At 67.6% G+C, this 19,553-nt stretch carries 13 protein-coding genes; 8 read left to right on the top strand and 5 right to left on the bottom strand.

The genetic code is table 11. The annotated features are described in order from the left end of the window. Window positions 1–12: 12 nt before the first annotated feature. Window positions 13–2,400, bottom strand: a complete 2,388-nt coding sequence (locus CA236_RS17235) for a TonB-dependent receptor (protein ID WP_164518981.1) — start codon at window positions 2,398–2,400, stop codon at window positions 13–15. Window positions 2,401–2,689: 289 nt separating this feature from the next. Here CA236_RS17235 and CA236_RS17230 point away from each other — a divergent pair, with 289 nt between their 5' ends. The 7 genes from CA236_RS17230 to CA236_RS17205 all read left to right on the top strand — a co-directional run bounded on the left by CA236_RS17230 (window position 2,690) and on the right by CA236_RS17205 (window position 10,677). Further along, on the top strand, window positions 2,690–4,183 hold the full coding sequence (locus CA236_RS17230) for a CoA-acylating methylmalonate-semialdehyde dehydrogenase (protein WP_125946555.1): 1,494 nt from the start codon (window positions 2,690–2,692) through the stop codon (window positions 4,181–4,183). Window positions 4,184–4,347: 164 nt separating this feature from the next. Beyond that, window positions 4,348–4,683: a hypothetical protein gene (locus tag CA236_RS17225; protein ID WP_046406327.1), complete on the top strand. Its 336-nt coding sequence runs from the start codon at window positions 4,348–4,350 to the stop codon at window positions 4,681–4,683. A gap of 87 nt (window positions 4,684–4,770) precedes the next feature. Further along, a complete protein-coding gene (locus CA236_RS18855; RefSeq protein WP_164518980.1) occupies window positions 4,771–4,911 on the top strand; it encodes a hypothetical protein in 141 nt (46 codons plus the stop codon). A gap of 294 nt (window positions 4,912–5,205) precedes the next feature. Next, a complete protein-coding gene (locus tag CA236_RS17220; RefSeq protein WP_125946553.1) occupies window positions 5,206–6,888 on the top strand; it encodes an ABC transporter transmembrane domain-containing protein in 1,683 nt (560 codons plus the stop codon). Continuing rightward, complete coding sequence (locus CA236_RS17215; RefSeq protein WP_046406434.1) at window positions 6,872–7,930, top strand: HlyD family efflux transporter periplasmic adaptor subunit; 1,059 nt, start codon at window positions 6,872–6,874, stop codon at window positions 7,928–7,930. Before CA236_RS17220 ends, CA236_RS17215 begins: the two co-directional genes overlap by 17 nt. Then, a complete protein-coding gene (locus tag CA236_RS17210) occupies window positions 7,927–9,333 on the top strand; it encodes a TolC family protein (protein ID WP_125946552.1) in 1,407 nt (468 codons plus the stop codon). Before CA236_RS17215 ends, CA236_RS17210 begins: the two co-directional genes overlap by 4 nt. A 141-nt stretch (window positions 9,334–9,474) precedes the next feature. Next, window positions 9,475–10,677 carry a serine hydrolase domain-containing protein gene (locus tag CA236_RS17205; RefSeq protein ID WP_125946551.1) on the top strand — a complete coding sequence of 401 codons (1,203 nt, stop codon included), beginning with the start codon at window positions 9,475–9,477 and terminating at the stop codon, window positions 10,675–10,677. Window positions 10,678–10,711: 34 nt separating this feature from the next. Here CA236_RS17205 and CA236_RS17200 read toward each other — a convergent pair whose 3' ends face one another. After that, on the bottom strand, window positions 10,712–12,223 hold the full coding sequence (locus CA236_RS17200) for an NAD(P)/FAD-dependent oxidoreductase (protein ID WP_125946550.1): 1,512 nt from the start codon (window positions 12,221–12,223) through the stop codon (window positions 10,712–10,714). Window positions 12,224–12,286: 63 nt separating this feature from the next. After that, entirely contained in the window at window positions 12,287–13,117 is an 831-nt protein-coding gene (locus CA236_RS17195; RefSeq protein ID WP_125946549.1) for an SDR family NAD(P)-dependent oxidoreductase, read from the bottom strand. A gap of 112 nt (window positions 13,118–13,229) precedes the next feature. Here CA236_RS17195 and CA236_RS17190 point away from each other — a divergent pair, with 112 nt between their 5' ends. Further along, window positions 13,230–14,486: a TetR/AcrR family transcriptional regulator gene (locus CA236_RS17190; protein ID WP_164518979.1), complete on the top strand. Its 1,257-nt coding sequence runs from the start codon at window positions 13,230–13,232 to the stop codon at window positions 14,484–14,486. 34 nt (window positions 14,487–14,520) lie between these two features. Here CA236_RS17190 and CA236_RS17185 read toward each other — a convergent pair whose 3' ends face one another. Further along, a complete protein-coding gene (locus CA236_RS17185; protein ID WP_164518978.1) occupies window positions 14,521–17,538 on the bottom strand; it encodes a TonB-dependent receptor in 3,018 nt (1,005 codons plus the stop codon). Window positions 17,539–17,707: 169 nt separating this feature from the next. Continuing rightward, window positions 17,708–19,150: an MFS transporter gene (locus CA236_RS17180; protein WP_164518977.1), complete on the bottom strand. Its 1,443-nt coding sequence runs from the start codon at window positions 19,148–19,150 to the stop codon at window positions 17,708–17,710. Between the last annotated feature and the right edge of the window lie 403 nt (window positions 19,151–19,553).

Genomic DNA, 19,553 nt, shown 5'->3' with positions numbered 1-19,553 from the left:
TCCCGGTGGTGATCAATAGCGGCCGATCAGCTGCAACCCGATCGTGCGGGGGCGCAGGGTGGAACCACGCCACAGCGGGCCGCGCGCATAGATCGGCGTGTTGGCGATATAGCCGACGTTGTTCAGGATATTCTCGCCATAGATCTGCAGGCTGACCGGGCCCAGCGTCACGCCGGCACGCGCGTCCAGCGACTGCGCCTCGGTCGGCAGTACGCGCGTCGGATCATAGGTGGTCGACGTCGGCACCTGCCACAGGAACGTGCCGCGGTTCACCGAGCGATAATTGTACTGGAAGCGGATGAACGGATCGAGATCGCTGTTCGTCGGCAGGTGATATTCCGCGTTCAGATTGATCGTCCACGGCGTCGCGCCCAGCTGCTGCCCGCCGACGACGATCGGCGCGGTGCCGATCTGGATCGTCTCGTCATAGGTCGCATCGGTGTAACCGACCGCGGCACCGATCGTCAGGTTGCTATCCGGCCGCATCGTGATGCTGGCGTCGAAGCCCTTGGACGTCGCCGCTGCGGTGTTGGCCACCAGGCTGAACGCGCATTGCAGGCGCAGCTGCTGCTGGATGTTGTTCCACTTGGTATAATAAGCGCTGATCTCATATTGCAGCGACCCGCCGAGCAGCCGGTTCTTGGTACCGATCTCATAGCTGTCGGTACGGTCGGACTGGTAGGTGTTGGCATTGTCGATGCCCAGCGCGTCGGCCTCGGTCCGGCACACATCGGGCAGCGTCTTGTTCACGCCGCCGGTGCGATAGCCGCGGGCGAACGAGGCATAATAAAGCGCGTTGCGCGTCGCCTGGAACGACAGGCCGACCTTGGGGAGGAAGGGGTTTTCGCGCAGGCGGCCCGCCGCGGTGGAGATGCCGCCGACATAGGACACGCCGCGCTCGACCACGTCGAAGTCCAGCGTGTCGCGCGAATAGCGTGCGCCCAGGTTCAGCGTCAGCCGGTCGACGACCTTCACGTCGACATTGGCGAACGCCGCGATGCTTTCCTCGATCGTTTCCTCATTGCCGTAATAGCGCGCATTGCCGTTGACCAGCGGCGGCACGCCGGCGGCCTGCGGGGTGCGGCCATAACGCACGAAATACAGGTCGTTGAAGTGCGGCTGGTAGATCGGCAGGTCGGACTTCACCGAACCGCGCGAATAATAGCCACCGACCGTCCACTTGATCGGCGAATCCGTGTCGCCGCCCGACAGCCGGACTTCCTGCGTGAACACCTTCTGGTAGATGTTCGGGTTCTGCCAGGTGATCGACTTGTCGAAGCCGGGCGTGATCGGGAACAGGTACGCGTTGCCGAACGTCACACGGTCGTTGACGTTGGTCGCGTCGTTGATGTCCTCGACATGGCGGTCGAAATAGGACGTGACCGAATTGATCGAGATGGCGCCCGCGTCATAGCCGATCTTCAGCGACGGCAGGTAGAAACGGTCGCGGCTCGGCTGGCGGATCGGGGAATAGTTCAGGTGCTTGCCAGCGCCCGGATCGGACACGCCATTGGGGCAGGGCACGGTGTCGGGGCTGATCGGCGAGCCGGTGGTCGCCGGGCAACGCGTCCACAGGTCGCCGCGGTCGTTGAACTTCAGGTCCTGGTAATAGATGCTCGGCGCGATCGTCAGGCCGGCGGCCGGCTCCCACAGCATCGCGGCGCGCAGCACCGTCGTGTCGCTGAAATTGGCATTCTCTTCGCGGTCGTTCGCATCCTGCCAGCTCTGCCGGTCGATCCAGCCGCCATCTCGGCGGTGATAGGCGCTGAGGCGCAGGCCAAGCGTCCCCTCGATGATCGGCAGGCCGACCGCGACGCCGGCCTCATAGCCGATGCCGCCATCCTTGGTGCTGTTGACCGCCGCACGCGAATAGACGCTCGACTGCGTCAGGCTCGGCGTCGGCGTGATGAAGCGCACCGCGCCGCCCTGCGAGCTGGCGCCGAACAGCGTGCCCTGCGGCCCGCGCAGCACTTCGACGCGCTCCAGGTCGAACAGGAACGGGATGGTCGTGCCATTGTAGTTGAGCGACGAGTTGCGCGCCATGATCGGCGTGTCGTCGATATAGACGGCGGAGGTGGCGGCGCCGGCGGTGGAATCGATGCCGCGGATCGATACGCGGGTCTGCCCGCCGCTGCCGGTGCTGCCGCGCGCGATGTCGATGCCCGGCGTCTGGTTCACCACGTCGCGAATGTCGCGGATGCCGCGCTGGTCCAGGCTTTCCTGGCTGAACGCGGTGATGGAGATCGGCACCTTGGTGACGGACTCGGACCGCTTCGTCGCGGTGACGACGATGTCGCCATCGTCAACGGCGGCTTGCTCGATCGTGGCGGATGCGTCCTGCGCTGCGGCTGGGGCAGCGACGACCGCCAGCAGCAAGGCGAGCGCGGAAACCCCGTTCAAATGGCTTTTCGTACCCGTGCGCATGGCGATCCTTTACTCCCATTAAGTGTCGCCCGGCTACACGTCTGCACCTTGTCCACGCAGGCGAGGTCCGGGCCTGTCCTGCCTTGGCAACTGCCAATCCCGCCAGGGGGCGGGAAGGTGCGAAAGTGCGACCTTCTGGTGACCTAACGGCACCACATGTGGCGGCGAAGCGGCTTTACGCTTGCGCATCCGCGACGGGCAGGTGACGCGCAACTGCCCGGCCGAACGCAGTCAGAAACCGCAGTCAGAACATGAGGGCAAAGCGATGACGGTCATCCCGCACTTTATCGGCGGACGCCGCTGGGAAGGAACCAGCGGGCGTCTTGCTCCGGTGTTTAATCCCGCCACCGGCGACATCTCGGGTGAGGTCGCGCTGGGCGGGGCCGACGACGTGCGCCGGGCGATCGAGGCGGCGAAGGCTGCTGCCCCCGCATGGGCGGCGACCACGCCGCTGAAGCGGGCGCGGGTCCTCAACCGTTTCCTGCGCCTGCTCGAGGACAATATCGACAGCCTCGCCGCGGCGATCACGGCCGAACATGGCAAGATCCTGTCCGACGCGCGCGGCGAGGTGCAGCGCGGCCTGGAGGTGGTGGAATTCGCCACCGCCGCCCCGCATCTGCTGAAGGGCGAGATCACCGAGAATGTCGCGGGCGGCGTGGACAGCTACGCGACGCGCCAGCCGCTCGGCATCGTCGCCGGCATCACGCCGTTCAACTTCCCGGCGATGGTGCCGATGTGGATGTTCCCCGTCGCGCTGGCGGCGGGCAATTGCTTCATCCTGAAGCCGTCGGAGCGCGTGCCCTCCGCCGCGCTGATCCTCGCGGAGCTGCTGAGCGAGGCGGGGCTGCCAGACGGGGTGTTCTCGATCGTCAATGGCGATCATGTCGCGGTCGACGCTCTGCTTGAGGCGCCGGAGATCAAGGCGATCAGCTTCGTCGGCTCCACCCCGGTCGCGCGGTACGTCTATGAGACCGCCACACGTCAGGGGAAGCGGTGCCAGGCGCTGGGCGGTGCCAAGAACCACATGGTCGTCATGCCCGATGCCGATATCGAACAGGTCGCGGACGCGCTGATCGGCGCCGCTTATGGCTCGGCGGGCGAGCGCTGCATGGCAATTTCCGTCGCCGTCCCGGTGGGGCAGGAAACCGCCGACCGGCTGGTCGAGGCGCTGGCGCCGCGGGTTCGCGCCTTGCGCATCGGCAACGGGCGCGACAACTCGATGGAAATGGGCCCGCTCATCACCGCGGCGCATCGTGACCGGGTGATGTCGTACATCACCGCCGGCGTCGATCAGGGGGCGGCGCTGGTCGTCGACGGGCGGCGCTTCGCCGCAGAGGCAGGACCGGGCTTCTTCGTTGGCGGCACGCTGTTCGATCACGTGACGCCCGACATGTCGATCTATCAGGAAGAAATCTTCGGGCCCGTCCTGTCGGTGGTGCGCGCGGCCGATTTCGAGGAGGCCGTCCGGCTCATCGCCGGCCATCCCTTCGCCAATGGCACCTCCATCTACACCCGTGACGGCGATGCGGCGCGGGAGTTCGCGCATCGCATCGAGGTAGGCATGGTCGGCGTCAACATCCCGATCCCGGTGCCGATGGCGTTCCACAGCTTTGGCGGGTGGAAGGCGTCGCTGTTCGGCGACCATCACATGCACGGCATGGAAGGGGTGCGTTTCTACACCCGGCTGAAGACGGTGACGGCGCGCTGGCCGCGCAGCATCCGCGCGGGCGCCGAATTCGTGATGCCCACGCTGGCGTGATCCCTGGCGGGCGCCGCGGCCGGTCGCGGGCGCCCGCCATCTCCGTGTTAGTCCTGAATTGACCCCTCCCGGGCCACCCCGCACCACTGTCGGCGGCTGATCGCTTTCGATCGGGCCAACATCATCTGCGGAGGGTCGCCATGACGGGTGCCGGAAAACGAGCGATGGTGGCGCTTCTGCTGGTCGCCGCCTGCCGGCAGCCATCCGAACAAATGACCTGCCCCGACCCGCAGACCGTTGCGCCGCCAACGATCGGCGCGGCGTTCGTCAACGGGCTGACCGGCCGCCTCGCCGGCCCCGACCGCGAGAATACGATCACCGAGGCACTGGCCGAGATCCGGCGACGCGATCCGACGCTCGACAAGACCACGATCATCAACATCATGGTCGCGGCCGAGTGCCCCAATGTCTTTGCCAAGCCCGACCATGATCCAAAGACGATGCGCGCCCGCATCGCATTGTTCCGCGCGCAGGTAATGCAGCTGCTTTCCGGTCAGTAGCGCGGGCGAGACGGGTACTCACCGAACCAGCCAGCGACTGAGGCGTTGGGCATCTGCAACCCGCACGCGAAACGGCAGGAGAATCCGATGAACCCGCTGCGCCCTCCGGGCAATGAGCCCGATCCCGGCGACATGTCCACCGACCCCGGCGCGCCCGCCCCCGTCGACGCCCCGGGTGAGCCGATGGTGCCCGACGAAGAGGCCGAACAGCTCGGCCCTTTGCCCTGACGGCGATGGTCACGCCCCGGGTCATGTAGATCGTGTGACGGGCTGTGGACCTAGCGACAAGAAGTGCGCGGCGGCCGGTCAGTAATGACGCGCGCCATCCTCCCGCGGGAGCAATATCGACCGACCCCTGCTGCCCCTGAAGCCATGTCTCGGCAGCGCTGAATTATGTCAAAGTCTTGCTCAATCCCTTAGAATTGTTGCGCTGCACGACAGGCATCGCAGAACTATAGTGTCGCGACGATTGAAACGATAGCGGCCCTCCTCAGATGTGCGGCATCTCAGGAAGGCAGGTATATGGCGCAAGCGCGTCCGGGCATCCGGGCATTCGCGGGTTGGATCAGACTGGTGCTCGGGCCCGACGCCGCGTTCGTGCGGCTGGCGGTGGTCTATGGCGTGGCGATATCCCTGCTGTCGCTGGCCACGCCGATTTCGGTTCAGTTGCTGATCAACTCGGTCGCCAACACTGCGCTGCCGACCCCGCTGTTCACGCTCGCCGCGCTGTTGTTCCTGCTCCTGCTTTTCGCCGGGGTGCTGGCGGCGTTTCGCGTCCACCTGCTCGCGCTGTTCGAGCGGCGGCTGTTCGCGCGCATCGTCGCGGAGATCACGCTGCGCGCGGTCCACGCACAAAACCCCTTCTTCGCCGACGCGCGCAGCGGTGACCTCTTCAACCGCTATTTCGACCTGATGACGGTGCAAAAGACGCTGCCCAGCCTGTTGATCGGCGGCTTCACCATCGTGCTGCAGGGCGTGGTGGGTCTGGTCGTCACCAGTTTCTACCACCCCTTCTTCCTCGCCTTCAACGTCGTGCTGGCGGTGGTGCTGTTCCTCATCTGGCAGATCTGGGCCTCTGGCGCGATCCGCAGCGCGGTGGCCAAGAGCCATGCCAAACATGCCGCGGCGCACTGGCTGGAAAGCGTCGGCGGGTCGAACGGCTTCTACAAGTCGAGCCGCCATGTCGATTTCGCGATGGACCGGTCGGAGGCGGTGACCGCCACCTATGTCGCCGCGCACCGGCGGCACTTCCGCTATACCTTCGCGCAGACGCTGGCGCTGCTGTTCGTCTATGCGCTGGCCAGCGCCGCGCTGCTGGCGCTGGGTGGCTGGCTCATCATCCAGGGCCAATTGTCGATCGGCCAGCTGGTCGCGGCGGAGCTGATCCTGTCGGGCGTCTTCTACGGCATCGCGCAGTTCGGCCCGTATCTGGAAACGCTGTACGATCTTGCCGCCGGGCTGGAGGAGCTGTCGCTGTTCTGGGCGGTGCCGCAGGAGGAGGGCAGGGGCGATGGCGAAGGTCCGGCCAGCGGCGCGATCCGCTTTGCCCATGTCGAACATGACGGCCACCGCTTCGACTTCGAGATCGCTGCCGGCGAACAGCTGGCGGTGGTCGCGGCGCCCGGCGTCGAGCGCACGCTGGCGATGCTGCTGAAGCGCCACCAGGCGGCGGAGCGCGGCCTGGTCGTCGTCGGCGGGCGCGAGATCAGCGGCTTCGACACCTATCGCCTGCGCGCCGAGGTGATGGTGCTCGATCGCCCCAGCTTCGTCGAAATGCCGATCCGCGATTACCTGCGGCTCGCCGCGTCGGGCGACACGTCGCGGATGGTCGAGGTACTCGACCTCGTTGGGCTGAGCGAGCGGCTGAGCGTCCTTCGCGATGGGCTCGATACCGTGGTTTCCACCTCCGGCTGGCCGCTTGCCGTGGGGGAGCTGATGGCGCTGAAACTGGCCGCCGCCCTGCTCGCCAGGCCGAAGCTGCTCGTGCTCTCGCCGCTCTACGACCTGTTGCCGCCCGAGCGTGTCGATGCCGCCCTCGCGCGGCTGCGCGGCGATACCACCGTGCTGCAATTCACCCGCCGCCCGCAGGGGCTGGAGCGGGATGGTGCGCTGTGGATGGGCGCGACGGAGCAGCGCCGCTGCCCCGATGTCGATACGCTGATCGCCATCGCGAGCGAGGGAGGCAGCCTTGCCCTTTCGGTCTGACCATATCGTCCACTTCCCGACGCTGGCGAGCATCCGCCCGCCACGCGCGACGCGCGTCTTCGCCTGGCTGATCGCGGTGACGCTGTCGGTCGTGGCCGCGATCCTGTTCCTCGTCCCCTGGGTGCAGACCTCCGCCGGCACCGGGCAGGTCGCCGCGCTCGACCCGGAGGATCGCGTGCAGGATGTCACCGCGCTCGTCCCCGGCCGGGTGGAACGCTGGTTCGTCCGCGACGGCGATCGCGTGCGCCGCGGCGATCCGATCGCGCGGATCGTCGACAATGATCCCAACCTCCTCGCCCGCCTCGCCGCCGAACGCGCGCAGGTGCTGGCGGAAATCGCCGCCGCCGAACAGGCGATGGCCGTGGCGCAGATCGACGTCGGCCGCTCGGGCCAGCTGCTTGCGGAGGGGCTGGCCGCGCGGCGCGATTATGAAGCGTCGCAGATCAAGGTCGCCGATCACCGCGCCAAGCTGGCCGAGGCGCGCGCGAAGCTCAGCCGCGTCGACGTCACGCTCAACCGCCAGTCGGCGCAGACCGTGCGTGCCCCGCGCGACGGGCGGATCCAGTCGATCAATGCCGGCGCCGGCGCGACCCTGGTGGCGGCCGGCGAGCGGCTCGCGACGCTCGCGCCCGAGGCGCCGGTGCGGATCGTCGAGCTGATGGTCGACGGCCGCGACATCGCCGTCATCCGCCCCGGCCGGCCCGTCCGCCTCGCCTTCGAAGGCTGGCCGGCGATCCAGTTCAGCGGCTGGCCCTCAGTCGCGCACGGCATGTTCGACGGGCGCGTACGCTCGATCGACCCTTCCGCACAGGCGACCGGCCTGTTCCGCGTCCTGGTCGAACCGATGCCGGGCAAATTGCCCTGGCCCGACACCGATTACGTCCGTCTGGGCGCCAAGGTGCGCGGCTGGATCCAGATGGAAACGGTCAGCATCGGCTATGAGCTCTGGCGCCAGCTCAACGACTTCCCGCTCGAATTCCGGCGGCCCGGCGATGAGACAAAGGGGGTTGCGCCGGACCCGGTGGTCAAGGTGAAGAAATGATCCGCCTGCTCTGGATCCCCATGTTCTGGATCCTCGCCGCGCTGCTGGTCGCGGCGCCCGCCGCGGCGCGGCCGCTGACGCTGGACGAGGTGCTGCGCTCCTCGGCCACGCACGCGCCCGCGATCCTCGAGGCGATGACGCGGGAGCGGCAGGCCGACGGTCGCCGCCTGTCGGCCGAGGGCGCCTTCGACCTCCTGTTCGAGGGCGAGGCGCAGTCCCGCGCGCTCGGCTATTATGACGGCACCGTCATCGAGGGGCGGGCGACGCGTCCGCTCGCCACCAACGGCGGCGCGCTCTACGGCGGCTACCGCGTGTCGCGCGGCGACTTCCCCGTCTATGAGGACAAGGCGTTCACCAACCGGCTGGGCGAGGTGAAGGTCGGCGCCGTTTTCTCGCTGATGCGTGACCGGCTGATCGACGAGCGCCGCGGCCGGCTCGAGCTCGCCGATGGGGAGATTGCGCTGGCCCGGCTCGATCGCGAAATGGTGGCGATCGGCGTTCAGCGGCGCGCGATCGACGCTTATCAGACCTGGGTCGTCGCCGGCCGGCGGGTCGCGGTCTATCGCGATCTCCTGGAGCTGGCGACGAAGCGGCAGGCCTCGATCGAGCGGCAGATCGCGCTCGGCGCCCGGCCGGAGATTCTGGGCACCGAGAACCGGCAGAATATCGTCCGCCGCCAGACCCTGCTGGTGCGCGCCGAGCAGGATCTCGACGCCGCCGCCAATGCCCTGTCCTTCTACCTGCGCGACGATCTTGGGGAGCGGATCGTGCCCGCCGCCGATCGCCTGCCGACCAGCTTCCCGGACCTGCGCCTGCCGCCGCTTGGCCCCAGCCTCGCCGGCCGGATCGAGCGCCCCGATCTGCAGACCATCCTGGTGCGGCTCGATCAGGTCGAGACGAAGCGGCTGCTGGCCGAAAACGAGCTGCGCCCGCGGCTCGACATACGCGCTGAGGCGGCCAAGGATGTCGGCCCGGTCGGCCTTGGCGGCGTGTCGCGCACGCCGCTGGAGGGGATCGTCGGCCTGCGTTTCTCCATGCCGCTCGAACGACGCACCGCGCGCGGCAAGATCGCCGAGGCCGCGGCCGAGGCCGACGGGCTGCAATTCCGCCGCAAGATGATCGAGGACCAGATCCTGGTCGAGGTGAACGGCCTCGCCATCCAGGCCACCGCCGCCGACCGCCTCGTCGCGCTCGCTGCCGACGAAACCGCGCTCGCCGATCGCATGGCAGAGGCGGAACGCCGGCGCTTCCAGCTCGGCGCAAGCGACTTCCTCGTCGTCAACCTGCGTGAGGAAAGCGCCGCCGACGCCCGCCTGCGTCAACTCGACGCCGAATACCGCCGCTCCGCCGCGCGCGCCGAACTCGTCGCCGCGACTGTCGACCGCAGCCAGTTGGGCCTCTGACCGCCGCCTTCTTCGCTGATCCGCTCCGCTTACCGTGACGGCGAGGCGTCACGGTCGACGCCCGCCACTGGCCACATGCCTGCTTTACATGTCCGGCAGGCTGGTTACGCCACCTGCATAAGCAAAAACAAAGGATGCGGTATGGGAGAGGTGCTGGGATTCGACGAACAGCGGCTGGAGCAGGCGTCCGCCCACTTCCGCACCCGCTATGTGGAACGGGGCGCGCTGCCCAACGTGCAGCTGCTCGTCGCGCGTGAGGGGAAGGTGGTGCATCGCTCCAGCGCCGGCGCGGCGCGGGCAGACGGCACCCCGCTGGCGGACGATGCCATTTTCCGCATCGCCTCGATGACGAAGCCGCTGACGGCAGTGGCCTTCATGGCGCTGGTGGAGGAGGGGCGGGTCGCGCTCGATGATCCGGTCGCCACCGTCATTCCCGAATTCGCGGACCTGCGCGTGTTCGAAAGCGGCGGCGGGGCGGTGCCGTGGGTCACCCGCGCCGCGCCGCCGATGCGCATGATCGATCTGCTGCGGCACACGTCGGGGCTGACCTACGGCTTTCTCAACCGCAGCAATGTCGATGCGGCCTATCGCGCGCAGCGGATCCTGGCGCCGGGCGGTGATCGGGATGCCGATGCGGTGGTCGCGGCGCTGGCCGAGCTGCCGCTCGAATTCGCGCCGGGCAGCGCGTGGAATTATTCGGTGTCGACCGACGTGCTGGGGATCGTCGTCGCCCGGCTCGAGGGCGCGCCGCTGGACGCGGTATTCCGCCGCCGCATCCTCGCGCCGCTGAAGATGGACGACACGTTCTTCCACTGCCCGCCCGACAAGGTTCACCGGCTGACCGACGCCTGGATGATGACACCGGCCGGCGCCAGGGTGATCGACCGCGCGGTCGATGGCCGCGCAACGCGGGAGCCGGTGTTCAAGATGGGCGGCGGCGGGCTGCTGTCGACCATCGCGGACTATCACCGTTTCTGCTCGATGATGCTGGCGGACGGCACGCTCGACGGGGCGCGGGTGATCGGGCGCAAGACGATCGACCTGATGACCCGCAATCACTTGCCCGGCGGCGCCGATATCGCGGCGCTCGCCCGCGCGCCGATCGCCGATGCGGGGTCGGGCGGCACCGGCTTTGGCCTCGGCGTCGCGGTGACGATCGATCCGGCGCGCACCATGATGCCCGGATCTGCCGGGGAATATTTCTGGAGCGGGATCTATTCGACCCAATTCTTCATCGATCCGGTGGAGCGGATTCACGCCATCCTGATGACGCAGCAGATGCCCGTTCCGACTATCCCGGTACGGCGTGATTTCCGCACCATGGTCTATGCCGCATTGATGTGACGGCCGCCGCGGGTTGCGACGGCCGCTGATCGGTTCAGCCGCCCGCCGCGACCCGCGGCGCGGCGCTCGTGCCGCTGCTGACCTGCCACGGCTCCCCGGCCTTCACCAGCCGCAGGACGCCGTCGGCGACCGGTTCCTTCAGCATGATGCGCCGGTCGGTGACATAATCCTGGTGGACCTGCCACGGATGCTCGACGCCCTGGCGCGGCATGTCCTCGCGCGCCCGCACGACATAACCTGACGTGAACGTCTGCATCCACGTCGTCTTCATCGATGCGACGTCCGCCGCCGGCACGGCAATGTCGGCGCCGCGGCGATCCAGCTCCTTCAGCACCCGCACCATGTAGCGCGCCGCAAGGTCGGCCTTCAGCGTCCAGGACGATCCGGTATAGCCGAACACCAGGCTGAAATTGGGGATGTTGGAATACATCGCCCCCTTGTAGATCACCGTATCCTTCAGGTTGGTCGGCTGGCCATCGACCCGCAATTGAACGCCGCCACCGCGCAGCAGCTTCAGCCCCGTGGCGGTGACGATGATATCGGCCTCGATCACTTGCCCGGACGCAAGCTTCACGCCCTCGGGGACGAAGCGCTCGACGCTGTCGGTGACGACCGACGCCTTGCCGCGGTGGATCGCGCGGTAGAAATCGCCATCGGGCGCCAGGCAGATGCGCTGCTCCCACGGCTGATGCCGGGGCGTGAAGTGCGTCATGTCATAGCCGCGCGGAAGCGACGCCTTGGCCAGGCCGATCAGCATCGGGCGCGCCTGCGCCGGGTCCTTCATCATCCGCTGCCGCATCTTGCGCGACGTCAGCACATTCTTCCACCGCACCGCCGCCCCGGCGAGGTTGGCGGGCAGCCATGATTTCAGCCGGTTGGCCTGCTTGTCGCGGCCGGGGCGGGCGACGATGTAGCTGGGGGACCGCTGAACCATCGTCACATGCGCCGCGGTCTGCGCCATCGTCGGGATCAGCGTGACGGCGGTCGCGCCCGACCCGATCACCACCACCTTCTTGCCGGCATAATCGAGGTTCTCCGGCCAGAATTGCGGATGGACCACCTCGCCGGCGAAATCCTCTTGTCCCGCGAACACGGGATTATGGCCCTCGCTATAATCGTAATAGCCCGACCCCATGTAGAGGTAGCGGGCGACGAAGGTCACGCGGGTGCCGTCCTTCTGCTCCGCACACACGCGCCAGCGTGCGCGCTCGCTGCACCAATCGGCGCTGATCACGCGGTGGCCCAGCCGCAGGCGCGGGCGGATGCCGAACCGGTCGATCGCCGCGCCGATATAATCCTTGATCTTGCCCCCCGCCGCGATGGCGTCCTTGTCGCGCCACGGGAAGAAGGAGAAGCCCAGCGTGTGCATGTCGCTGTCCGACCGGATGCCGGGATAGCGGAACAGGTCCCACGTGCCCCCGATGTCGTCGCGCCCCTCCAGCACGACGAAGCTTTTGCGCGGCAGCTTCATCGCCAGCCATGCCGCACCGCTGATCCCTGACAGCCCAGCGCCGACCACCACGACGTCGATCCCGATCTCGTCCATTCCCATCCTCCCCTGACCATTTGCGGACGCCGCGCCGCGACATACCGCTGCCTTTATTCCAGCTCAGTTACTGGCCGCGCGCGCGGCCCCGGCGGCAGGCGCCAGCGCAGGGCTGGCGGCGGTACGCGGCGTGGTCGGGTGGCTGGCCGACAGGCCGCCGTCGATCGCGATCGCCTGCCCGTTGACGAAGGCGGCGGCGGCCGAGGTGAGGAACAGCGCCAGTCCCGCGACCTCCTCCGGCTGTCCCGGCCGGCGCAGCGGGTTGGTCGCGCCGACCATCTTGCCCAGCCCGGCCGCGCGCGCCTGATCGATATACTTTTGCGTCATGTTGGTTTCGATCAGGCCGGGGCAGATCGCGTTGACGCGAACGTTGCTGCCGGCCAGCTCCAGTGCCGACACCTTGACCAGGTTGATCAGCCCCGCCTTCGATGCGGAATAGGCCGCCGGCCCCGCCCCGGCGCGCAACCCCGCGACGGACGCCGTGCAGGTGATTGCGCCCGCGCCATGGCGCGCCATCACCGGCGCTGCATGTTTGATCGCCAGCGCCGGCCCGACCAGATTGACGCGCAGCACCGCCATCCACAGCGCCGGATCGGCCTCGCTCACCCTTGCCGGTCTGCCCGTGATGCCGGCATTGGCGAAGAAGCCGCGCAGCGTGCCGTGCTGCTCGGCCTCGGCGACCAGCGCGATGACATGCGCCTCATCCCCCGCATCCCCGCGCAGTGCGACGCACATCCCCCCGGGTGTCTCGTCGGCGAGCGCCTCGACCCCCTCGGCGATGTCGCTGGCGATCACCTTGGCCCCCGCCGCGGCAAAGGCGTGCACGCTTGCCCGGCCGATCCCCGACGCAGCGCCGGTAACGATCACGACCGACCCGTTCCACTCTTTCCCCATCACCCTCTCCCAACCATACCGCTTTCTTTATTCGTGCTGTTTGGCATAGCCGGGCGCGGAGCATAATCGGTTGCGATGACGGGTGCCTGGGTTCATGCTAACCAAGACGGCAATGACCGCGATCGAGACCACCGACAGCAAGACCGCCAAGTTCATCGCGCGGCGCAATCGCCTGATCGACGCGGCGGCGACCCTGATCAATCAGCACGGGCTGAAGGGCATGACCTTCGCCAATGTCGCCGAGCTGGTGGACATGAACCAGAACAGCCTGGCCTATTATTTCAAGCGCAAGGAGATGCTGGCGCACGCCGCCTATATGGAAACCCTGGGCCGGATCGCGGACAAGGTCGCCGAGGCCGCGACCCGCCCCGATCCGCGCGCGCGCCTCAACCATTATCTCCACCTCGTCTTCGCCGCTCAGCGCGGCATGCGCACCGGCGAGGAACGGCCGATGACGGTGCTGACGGGCATGAGCTCGCTGCCCGAGCCCTATCGCGCCGAGGCGACGGAACTCTACCAGTCGGTGCTGCGCGGCATGCGCGACTGGTTCGGCCCGGCGACCCAGCCGGAGGATCTGGCGGTCAACACCGCACGCGCGCATGTCGTGCTGGAGGGGGTGCTGTGGCTCCCGGTCTGGCTGCGCTTCTACGCGATCGAGGATTTCGATCGGGTCGAGCGCCGCATGTTCGAGGTGTGGGAGCGCGGCGTCGCGCCGGCGGGAAGCGCGCTGGTCCATATGTCCTTCGCCCGCGCCACGCCGCCCGAGCCGCGGCAGGAGGTCGACATCGACGCGTTCCTGCGCGCCGCCACCCGCCTGATCAACCGCGACGGCTATCGCGGCGCCTCGGTCGATCGCATCGCGGCCGAGCTGCGCGTGACCAAGGGCAGCTTCTACCACCATCTGGAGGGCAAGGACGATCTGGTCCTCGCCTGCTTCCAGCGTAGCTATGAGACGATCGCGCGGGCGCTGAGTGACGCGGGCGCCGCGGGCGGCACCATGTGGGACCGTCTGTCGCGCGCGCTGACCGCGCTGATCGAGGTGCAGTTTTCCGGCGATGCCCCGCTGATGCGCACCACCGCGCTCGCCACCTTGCCCGCCACCCACCGGGGTGAGGTGATCAGCCAGTCCAACATCTTCGCGCTGCGTTTCGCCGGGGTCATCATCGATGGGATCAGCGAAGGGTCGATCCGGCCCGTCGACCCGCTGATCGCCAGCCAGATGGCGATGGCGATGCTCAACCGCGCGGTCGACCTGCAGGAATGGGCCACGCGCGTCGGGCCGGCGCGCGCGACCGCGATCTACGCCGAAATCTTCGCGCACGGGATGCTGCCCGGCGCCCAGTCTCCGGCGGGCGCGGACGCGGCATAACCGCGCCCGCACCCTCCGGTCAGAACGTCACCGATCAGAACTTCTTCGTCACGCCCACCTTCCACTGGCGGCCCAGCGCATTGCCCGTGAACGGATCGTAATTGAGGTCGAGCCGCGCGAAGCTCGGGTCGCGGTCGGTGATGTTCAGCATCGAGAAGCTGACGGTGGTGCCGTCGATCGGCTCGACCCGCAGGGTGAAGTCCACCGTCGCCCAGTCCGAGATCCGCTGGCCGCGCGCGATCACCGGCGCACCGGGCAGCTCGCGCCGCGGGGCAAAGGGCAGGGCGCGCTGGTCGACATAGCCGTCGATATAATTGAAGGTGAAGCGCGCATCGACGCGATCGACCCCGAACTGGGCATAGGCCTGCCCACGCCAGCGCGGGATCGGATAGGCGCTGGTCTGGTAATTGAGCTTGCCCACCGCATCGAACGCCGGCTGCACCAGCACGTTCTCGACCACCAGGTCGCTGGTCTTGTAGTCGATGACGTAGGTCGCCGTGACACCCAGGCCCAGCCTGCCGCCCAGCACGTCCTCCTGGTCATAATTGGCCAGGAAATCGAGGCCTGAGTTCGTCACCTTGGCGCCGTTCAGATAATAGGTATCGAGCCGTGCGACATTGTTGATCCCGCACGCCCCGTCGAACGTGAAGCGCGCCTGCAGCGCGGCAAAGGCGGGATTGTTGCAATTGGCCGATCCGCTCGCCCCGAACAGCGCATTGGTCATGCCCGATACCGGGTCGGCGCCGATCAGGTCGGTCAGCTCGTACCGGAAATAGTCGACGCTGACGCTGAGGCCGCCCGTCTTGATGATCGCGCCGGCGGAATAGTTGGTCGCTTTCTCCGGGCGCAGATTGGCATTGTTATAGACGCGCACCGCGCGCGACGAGCTGCCGATGACCTGCAACGAGGTGACGAAGCCATCCTGCAGCAGCGTGTCGGGCGGGCCGCGGAACGTGGTGCCGACCGAGCCGCGCAGCGCTAGCCAGTCGGTCGTCTGCCAGCGCAGCGTCGCCTTGGGGTTGAAGGTCGATCCCACCCCGCCGCCATAATCCTCGTAGCGCGCGGCCAGCTGCAGATCGAGCGTGTCGAGGATCGGCGCGCGTACCTCGGCGAACAGCGCATAGACATCGCCCCTCACCGACAGCGGCCGGCTGGAGCCGAGATAGGCGAGCGGCCCGGGCTGCGGCGAGCAGGTCAGGTTGCCCGTGACCGGCGTGTCGAGGCACGGCGTGATGTCGAGGTTGTTGAACGCACCATAATTGGAATCGTAGGATTCACGGCGATATTGCCCGCCCACGGCGAAGGACAGGTCGCCGCCCGGCAGCGTGATCGGGGTGCGGCCGCTCACCGAGGCCTCCGCCACGAACAATTGCGTGACGAAGCTGCTGCGCGACTGTTCGTACAGCCAGCGCGACAGTTCCGGCGAATTGGCGACCGCGGTATTATAGCCGGGGTTGGCGACGCCGGTCACCGCATTGCGCTCGATCGCATTGCTGAACGGGTTCAGGAACTGGCATCCGCCCGTGCCCGCGGTGCCGGTGATGCGGTTGCAGTCCGGCCCGCCGAACCCGCGCAGGCCCAGCTGCACGCGGTCGACGATCGTATCCATGTTCATCGTCTGGCGGGTGTAGCGATGGTACATGCCCGACACGTCGAAATTGAGCGCATCGTTGAGCGCGCCGGTCAGCGCGCCGGTGAAGCGGATCGATTCCGATTCACGCCAGCCCGAACTGTCGACGCCATTGGCCCCGCCCAGCAGGAACGGCCGGAACAACAGCGCCGGGAAGGTAGCGCCCGCCACCGGAATGCCGGCGACGCTGGTCGGCAGCGCGCCGGGGTTCGCCGCGGCATAAGCGGCATAGCCGGGGTTGCTCGCGGGGACGAAGAAGCCGGCCTGCGCCGTCGCGCCGAAGCTGCCCGGCAGCGTATAGGCCGATGGCCGCTGCAGGATGGCGTAGGAGGGGGAGCTGCGCTGGTGCGGCACTTCCGACCAGCCATAAAGCGCGGTGACCTCCAGCTCGATGTCCGGCGTCACGTCGACGCCCACTTCCAGATACGCCTGCAGCCGGTTCTCGGTGTCGGTCAGCGCATTGAAACCGAGATACTGGTTGGCGCAGCGCTGGTTGGGGACGCCGTTGTTGGACAGCGCCACCCCGCCCAGCGGGACGCAGCCCGCGTCGAGGCGCAGGCCAGCGGCCGGCGCGCCATTGCCGAACACGGGCAGGAACACGCCGGGATTGCCGCTCTGGGTGAAGCCGTTCTCGGGATTGTTGGTATAGGATCCGATCGCGAAATCGCGGTCGGTGACCATCAATTCGCTGCGATGCTGGAACCCGAAGGAGCCAAGGACGCGCAGGCCGTCCTGATTGTGTCCGAACGCCGCGCTTGCCGTCCAGTCGCCGTTCGATCCCTTGATGCCCTTGTAGTCGCCGCTGACCACCAGTCCCTTCAGCGACCGGTTGGTGATGAAATTGACCACGCCGGCGATCGCGTCCGACCCGTAGGTGGCGGCCGCACCGTCCTTCAGGATGTCGATCCGCCCGATCGCCGCCAGCGGCAGCAGGTTCACGTCGACGGTCGGCACGCCATTGCCCGCGCGCACCAGCCGCCGGCTGTTCAGCAGGACGAGCGTGCGGGACGGGCCAAGACCGCGCAGATTGATGCTGGCGATGCCCTCGGCGCCCTGGCTGCGGTTGTCGAACTGGTTGGAATCGCCCAGCGTGCCATTGGCGACCGGCAACGCCTTCAGCAGCTCGACGACGCTGGGGCTGCCCTGCCGCTGAAGCTCGCCGGCGGTGATGACGTCGACGGGCAGCGCCGAATCCTCCCGCTGCCCGCGGATCAGTGATCCCGTGACGATGATGTCGGCGGCGGCCTGGTCGTCCAGCGGCGGCTGCACCGCGGTGGACTGCGGCGGGGTGATCGACGGCGCCGGGGCGGGCACCGTGCCGGCCGGCGGGACATTGGTATCGACCGTTTGCGCGATGGACGCGGCGGGCGCGGCAATGGTCAACAGGGCGCCGCTCGTGAGCAGCCAGGAACGCAACGGCATTATATATCTTCTCCTTGGGACCCCGATCTTGCGCGGGTGTTGGTTGAGCGGCGTCGGGCCGCTGGCCTTTCGTGGGGCAGGCCTGTTCTGGTCAGCTGCTGGGCAGCACCGTCGGTGGCAGGCGCGTGGGCTCGCCGGCGCGGGCGGACAGATCCTCCACCACCGCGCTCTAGCGTACGCGGCGGACATTCTCCTCGTGCCGGGCGCGATCGATCCGGTAGAAGGAGAGGAAGACGATGGCGATCGCCCACAGGATCGCGATCGTCGGCATGTACAGCCAGACCAGCCGGTCGATCACCTCCGGCGCGATCTGTCCGGGGATCGCCTTTTCGGGAAATCCCGACAGGCTCAGCAGCAACCCGGCGCCAAGCACGCCGAACCCGCTGGTGCACGTCTTCATGAAGGCGTTGGCGGCAAAGAAGGTACCGGCGGCATGGCGACCCGTGCGGACCATGCTGTCCTCCACCACGTCGGCGATCATCGCGCTCGTCATGATCTGTGAGGTCGCCGAAAAGGTGCCGAAGATCGTCGCAAAGGCGAACAGGGTCGCCACCAGCGGCCCCTCCGGCTCGATCGGCAGGAACAGGCCCAGTTGGCGAAGGAACAATGGCATCAGGCCGAGCGACACGCCCAGCGCCGCGGCGACCACGGCGACGGCGCGCTTGCCGAAGCGGCGCGCGGCGCGCGGTGCCAGGAACAGCGCGATCAGCGCGGCGATGACGCCGTCGAACGCCAGCAGGCCCATGCTCCTCGGGCTCAGCTGCCAGACATAGGTGCCCAGATACACCGCCATCGAGGCGTACAGGCCGGCGGCAGAGAATTTCAGCACCCCGAAGGCGAGCAGTGCCTGGAACCCGCGGTGGTTCAGCGTGCCCAGCATCTCGCGGAAATGCTGCCCGAACGATTGCCGCTCGCGGGCAGGGGGCTGCGGCACCATCCTGCCGCGCGCCTGTGTCCCCACTGCGCAGATCAGGATCGCGGCGAACGTCACCACCGCGCCGATGATGCCCAGCTGGTGGTAACCTTCCGGGTTGAGCTGGCCGACCGGATATTGCGGGGTGGGGCGCAGCAGCACGAAGAACAGCAAGGTCGCGATGCCGAGCCCGCCGACATATCCAAAGAAATAGCGCCACGTCATCAGCGACGTGCGCTCGTCATAATCCTCGCTCAGCTCCGGGGTCAGCGCGGCGGAGGGAAGCTCGTAGAGGTTGATCGCGATCCGGCCGAGCGTCGCGACGGCCAGGATGTACCAGAACAGCGCGTCGTTGCTCCAACCCTGCGGCGGATTGAACATCAGCCAGAAGCACAATGCCGTCGGCAGCGCCGCGGCATACATGAAGGGGTGCCGGCGTCCCCACCGCGACCGCAGATTGTCGCTGACATGGCCAAGAATCGGATTGCTGATCGCATCAATGACCAGCGACGCCATCAGCGCGGCCGACACGATCCCCGCCGGAACACCCATCACCTGGTTGTAGAAGATCAGGAGATACGACCCGAACGCAACGGTTTGCGCCCCCTCGGCCAGCGATCCCATGCCGAACAGCAATTTGGTGCGTGCACCCAACGGCGCCGCAGGCGGCACACCGAAGGCCGCGTTTTCCCTCTCCAACACAAACCTCTACTCTACGGTGGGTTTGGTTGCAGCGTACCGCTTTCTTTAGTTACGGCAACCTAAAATCGCCGGCGCGCACCGTCGATCCACCTCCAGGGTGCACCTGCCATGAAGCAAAGGTATAGGCGGCGCCTCCGAGGCCCGGGCCACGTGCAGGCATGGCTCCATGTTCTGAGCACCACCGACCACTCACGCGCAGCCTTTTCTTCGGGAGAGGCGAACGACGACCCTCCCAAGTGCCTCAACCAGACGCTCCCCTCCCGTCCTGCTGGCCAAGCTTCACCCCAACGAGGCCAGATTCGCCCGGTTCTGTTCCGCAGGCAGGCCGCGAGGCACGCTGATTCGGCCGGAGCGCACCGGCGGCACAGCGGCGGCGGGGTCCTGAAACCCGCGGAAAAGC

Origin of the sequence: Sphingomonas sp. ABOLG (assembly GCF_003950435.1) — a bacterium.
Lineage (GTDB): Bacteria > Pseudomonadota > Alphaproteobacteria > Sphingomonadales > Sphingomonadaceae > Sphingomonas > Sphingomonas panaciterrae.
The sequence above is the reverse complement of the archived record's forward strand: the minus strand, read 5'-3'. Positions and strand labels throughout refer to the sequence as shown.